At 53.7% G+C, this 5,386-nt stretch carries 6 protein-coding genes; all 6 read left to right on the top strand.

The window, feature by feature from the left end; genetic code table 11:
• Window positions 1-69: 69 nt before the first annotated feature.
• Window positions 70-348, top strand: coding sequence for a hypothetical protein (locus VGJ94_05250; GenBank protein HEY3276006.1), 279 nt, complete (start codon window positions 70-72; stop codon window positions 346-348).
• Window positions 349-454: 106 nt separating this feature from the next.
• Window positions 455-712 carry a hypothetical protein gene (locus VGJ94_05245; protein ID HEY3276005.1) on the top strand — a complete coding sequence of 86 codons (258 nt, stop codon included), beginning with the start codon at window positions 455-457 and terminating at the stop codon, window positions 710-712.
• Window positions 713-751: 39 nt separating this feature from the next.
• On the top strand, window positions 752-1,201 hold the full coding sequence (locus VGJ94_05240) for an Hsp20/alpha crystallin family protein (protein HEY3276004.1): 450 nt from the start codon (window positions 752-754) through the stop codon (window positions 1,199-1,201).
• A 140-nt stretch (window positions 1,202-1,341) separates the two neighbouring features.
• Window positions 1,342-1,560, top strand: a complete 219-nt coding sequence (locus VGJ94_05235; GenBank protein ID HEY3276003.1) for a NifU family protein — start codon at window positions 1,342-1,344, stop codon at window positions 1,558-1,560.
• A 497-nt stretch (window positions 1,561-2,057) separates the two neighbouring features.
• Window positions 2,058-3,365 carry a M20/M25/M40 family metallo-hydrolase gene (locus VGJ94_05230; GenBank protein HEY3276002.1) on the top strand — a complete coding sequence of 436 codons (1,308 nt, stop codon included), beginning with the start codon at window positions 2,058-2,060 and terminating at the stop codon, window positions 3,363-3,365.
• A gap of 269 nt (window positions 3,366-3,634) precedes the next feature.
• On the top strand, window positions 3,635-5,386 hold a 1,752-nt coding region (gene iorA / locus VGJ94_05225; protein HEY3276001.1), incomplete at its 3' end, for an indolepyruvate ferredoxin oxidoreductase subunit alpha.

Here is a 5,386-nt window from a genome sequence, read left to right as displayed (position 1 = left end):
CGCATGTATCGCCATTCATCCCTCCAAAAATGTGTTGAAAAGCCCCTGGTGAAGTTATAATATGACGCCATGAGAATTTTCTCAATACTCTTCGTATCTTTTCTCCTTTTGGCGTGCGCCCGGCCCCAGGAAGCGCCCGTTCCTCCAAAGGCCGCATCCGGCGAGGCGGTCGAGTCCCAGTACAAGAAAGAGATGGAGGAAATAAGGAAGAATCTTAAAGGAGATATTAAGATAAAGCTGAAGAGGGACGGCAAAGGAGCCTACGCCTGGGAGATCACGGGCAAGGATGCCCAGGAGGTCCTCAAGGCAAACGAAGCGTTAAGAAAACGGCTCGCCGACGCGCAGTAGGCCGCCGCCTTCCCTCGACCTTCTCCCCTTTTACCACTTTAAAATGGAGCATCTTTGCATTAGAATATTATATGCCCTTGATGCGATACTTAAAAAAGGATAAAAGATGAAATACGAATATACGGTAAAAGTTTATACATCCCAGGGTCTGGAAGAAAAAGGCGTGGTTACTCATCCCCACAAGAACATTATGTACGCCTGCAAGCCCGAGGGGACGTGTGAGGTTCATGATATCGGCATGGAGCAGATGGAAAACCTTTCCGGATTGTTTAATGAGATGGGAGAAGACGGGTGGGAGCTCATCCAGCTCGTCTTTCACAGGTCCGGGATCGTCAGTTTCTGGAAACGAGGCGTAGCAGAGTGAGTAAGTCGTCTCTGTATTAAACATAAGGGGGTGCCGGGTATGGCGATTATACAATGGAAGCCTCTGTGGGACACAAGGTTTCCATCCCTAAGGGATGAAATGGACAAGATGTTCGAGGACTTCTTCGAAAAAGTGAGTTTCCCTTCCACCCGTTCGGATTCCTGGGCTCCTGCCCTCGATGTCTCGGAGACGGCAAACGACGTGATCGTGGCCGTAGATATTCCGGGGGTCGACCCCAAGGAGATCGAAATCTCGATCATGGAGGATATCCTCAGTATTAAAGGGCAGCGGAAGAAGGGAGAAGATATGACGGACGAGGTATGTTTCAGGTCCGAGAGGCGTTTCGGCCTCTTCCAAAGGACAGTCCAGCTTCCTTCCGACGTAACCGCCGACAATGCGAAGGCAACCTATGTGGACGGGGTGCTCAGGATCGTGGTGCCTAAGACGCAGAAGTCGGCGCCCAAAGAGATCAAGGTGAGTATCCAGTAACGAATGGATCGGGCACATGGGATCGAAGAGACATTCCCTCGCGCCCCCCATGGGAGAGCGCCTCATCACGTATTTACAAAAAGCCCTTTAAGTGCTTACAATAAAGGAGCCCTTGTGATTGGGCAGGAGGAGGAGAAGGGATGAGAGAGAAAGTAGAAGAATCAATAAAGAAAATAAGACCTTTTCTGCAGCGTGATGGGGGAGACATCGAGCTTGTCGACGTGGTCGACGGCGTCGTGAAGGTGCGTCTCAAAGGGGCATGCGGCAGTTGCCCCATGAGCGCCATGACCCTTAAAATGGGCGTGGAGAAGACACTGAAGACCGATATTCCCGAGATAAAAGAGGTCGTGGCGGTCTGATCCGCATTTCCGGCCGCGTAAAAACACCTTTTCGGGAAAAGTATAAGGAGGCATCCTATGGCATGTGGAACAAAAAGCGGCGGCTGCGGAACCAAAAAAACCGCCACCAAAAAGACTGAAGAACCGAAGAAAGAGAAAAAGACAAAAAAGTAGCAAAACGGGGGGAGCACATCCCCCCGTTTTTTTGTGCCCCAATGCGTGTGAAGCGAAAAAGAGGAAAATCGGAAAAGGTGTAATCGGAAAACGGAAATACGGGTGATGAAAAGCCTGTAAGGCGTTTAGAGTGTCAAACAAACGAGAAACTAAGCGACGTGAGTGGGTTTAGATATGGAATACAACCGATTCACGTCTGTTGCGCGTGAATACAACGAACGATAAAGGAGAAACCTCCCCGCGCGTTTAGCTCGCAAAGCGAGCGCGAGGGGGAGGCTCCACGGGCTTTGCCCGCGGAGGGGGCGACGTGAGTCCCACTGATAGCGTGCCCTACTGACATATATATGAAAGAGCTTGATCTTGCCGTATCCCTTCTTCAGCAGTTCATCCGTATAAATACCACGAATCCTCCCGGCAACGAGGAGGAGGCGATCCTGTTCCTCGAGGCCCTCCTCAAAGAAGCGGGAATCGATTCGCAGATTTATGAGGCCGCGGCGAAACGGGCGAACCTCCTTGCCCGGATTCCGGGAAAGCAAAAGGGAAAACCCATCATACTCCTCTCCCATGTAGATGTGGTCGCTGCCCATGAAGACGAGTGGGAGGTCGATCCCTTTGGCGGTGTCCTGAAAGACGGGTACATCTACGGCAGGGGCGCCATAGACATGAAATCCCAGACAATTTGCCAGCTCCTCGCATTCATGGCGCTGCGCAAGGAGGGGATTACTCCCGAGCGTGACATCCTGTTTCTCGCTACAGGAGACGAGGAAGTGGGCGGCAAGTTCGGGGCCGAGGACATCATCGAAAAGGCGCCTGAGCTGAAGACAGCCTCTTTCGTCCTCAGCGAAGGGGGGTGGATCACCGAGGAAGCCGGGGTGCTCCACGCCCAGATCTCCGTGGCGGAAAAGAGCCTGGCCCAGTTTTTTATCAGGGCCGACGGGATTGGGGGACATGGGTCCATGCCGCGTAAAGAGAATGCGAACGAAAAGATCATCGAGGCTGCCCGCTCGATCTGCGCCTTTAAGTGGCCCTTTAAAGAGACCAGGATCGTGAAGGCTTATATGGACGGCATTTTCAAAGGGCGGAAGGGAAAGGGGTTTACCTACCGCACCCTGAAAGATGCCCTCTCGCAGGAAGGGTTCAGGAGATTCGCGGAGGACAATCCCGTCTATAACTCGCTCCTTCGCAATACGATCGCCCTTACCGTGCTCAGGGGCGGTGAAAAGGTCAACGTCATACCGAGCGAGTCGAGCGCCTATTTCGATGCACGCCTGCTCCCGGGCGAGAATTATGCCCGGTTCATGAAAAAAGTGGTGAGCCTTGCAGGCAGGAAGGTCCAGGTGGTCCCCATCAGCGGCGGAGACGCGGAGCCCGTACCCTCGGGATACGATACCCCTTATTTCAAGGCAATCGCGAAGGTCATGAAATCCGTCAAGACACCGGTCCCCCTCTTGCCTTTCATTACCACGGGAGCCACCGACCTCCGCTATTTCAGGCGGTTCGGCGCCATGGCCTACGGATTTTTCCCGGTCACCCTTCCGGAGGAAGAGCTTTTCAGGATGCACGGGGTGAACGAGAGACTCTCAATTACCTGTCTGGAAGAGGGACTGATCGGCATGAAGGCGATCGTAAAAGAGCTCAGTACCCTGGCCTGACCTCCTCCACGGGGAAGGCTTTCCATTTTTATCTGTTCTGTATACAAAAAGTAGCGGGGAAAGAGGGGCCCCTCTCCGGCCTGAAACACGCAAACCTCTTGACAAGTTCTTCATTTCAAGGGAAAATAAAAAGTGAATAAATTAACAAGCCGTCGTATGTTTTGTTCCGGAAAACAGGGCATTGGAATCTAAACATGGGCAAAAAAATGCTAAGGAGGTGGATTGTTGTTTTTCACAAAAACTAAGGCGTTACGCCACATGGGGGTTTTATGAAAGAGATAATGCAGGGCAACAGCGCAATTGCACGAGGTGCATGGGAGGCCGGGGTAACGGTCGCGGCAGCATATCCCGGAACACCCAGCAGTGAGATTCTGAAGGAAATAGCAGACAATTATCCGGAGATTTACGCGGAGTGGGCCCCGAACGAGAAAGTGGCCGTGGAAGTGGCAAGCGGCGCCGCGATCGCGGGCGCACGGTGCATGGCATCCATGAAGCACGTGGGCATGAACGTGGCGGCAGACCCCTTCATGACCCTGGCTTACACGGGCGTAAAGGGCGGCATGGTCATCATCGTTGCCGATGATCCCAACGTGCACAGCTCCCAGAACGAGCAGGACAGCCGGAACTGGGCGCGCTTCGCCAAGGTTCCCATGCTCGAGCCTGCCGATGCCCAGGAATGTAAAGATTTCGTGAAAGTCGGGTATGATATCAGCGAGAACTTCGACACGCCGGTTCTGCTCAGAACGGAGACGAGGGTAGCCCACTCGGATTCTCCCGTCTCCCTGGAAGACAGGGTAGAATCGAAGATTCCTTTGAACCTCGACCCCAAAGAAGCGACGAAATACGTTATGGTCCCGGGAAACGTGCGGGTGAGGCGTCAGTTTATCGAAGAGAGAATGAGAAAACTGGAAGCCTATGCGGATGAGTTCAAGTATAACAAGATGGAGATCAACGATCCGAGTATAGGGGTCATCACGAGCGGCGTCTCCTACCTCTATACGAAGGACGTGTTCCCGAACTATTCCTACCTGAAGCTCGGCATGGTCTGGCCCCTTCCGAAGAAGATGATCGCCGACTTCTTCAAGAAAGTGAAAAAAGTCATCGTGGTCGAAGAGCTCGATCCTTTCCTCGAGACGGAGATCAGGGCCATGGGCTATAAGCTGTTCCACGGCAAAGACGTAATCCCCAATATGTTCGAGCTGACCCCGGAGATCGTGGAAAAATCCCTCATGGGCAAGAAGTACAAAGCCCCCAAGATCAGGGTAAAACCGGAAGACCTCCCGAGAAGGCCGCCGAACATGTGCGCGGGCTGCTCCCACAGGCCGATGTTCTATGCCCTCAAGAAGCTGGGCGCCTTCGTATTCGGCGATATCGGCTGTTATACCCTCGCTGCCGCTCCTCCCCTTCAGGCCCTTCATACCACGGTCTGTATGGGCGCGGGCATCGGTGAGGCCCACGGCGCATTAAAGGCCATGGGCGACGCGGGTCTCGGCAAGGTAGTGGCGGTCCTCGGCGACTCCACCTTCCTCCACTCAGGAATCACGGGGCTCATGGACGCGGTCTACAACAAAGGCACCTCCACGACTATCGTCCTGGACAACAGGATCACCGGCATGACCGGACACCAGGAGCATGCGGGCACAGGTTTCACGGTCCGCGAAGAACCGGCGAACATGATCGATTACGAGACCCTGGGCAAGGCGCTGGGCGTAAAGAACATCAGAAAGATCGATCCTTACAACATCAAAGAAACGATGAAAACGGTCAAGGAAGAGATGGACAGGCCCGAAGCCTCTCTCATTCTCTGCACGGACTCTCCCTGCATCATGCTGAAGAGGGAGAAGAGGAAATTCCCTGCCCCCGTGTACGTAGTTAATATGGACAAATGCCGGGGCTGCAAAGTCTGTCTCGAGATCGGCTGCCCTGCCATAAGCTGGCAGGCAGGCGAGGGCATGACGACGGACGGCCATAAGAGGAAAGGGACCGTATTCATCAATAAAGACCAGTGCGTGGGCTGCGAG

Source organism: Syntrophorhabdaceae bacterium, from assembly GCA_036504895.1.
GTDB lineage: Bacteria > Desulfobacterota > Syntrophorhabdia > Syntrophorhabdales > Syntrophorhabdaceae > PNOM01.
The sequence above is the reverse complement of the archived record's forward strand: the minus strand, read 5'-3'. Positions and strand labels throughout refer to the sequence as shown.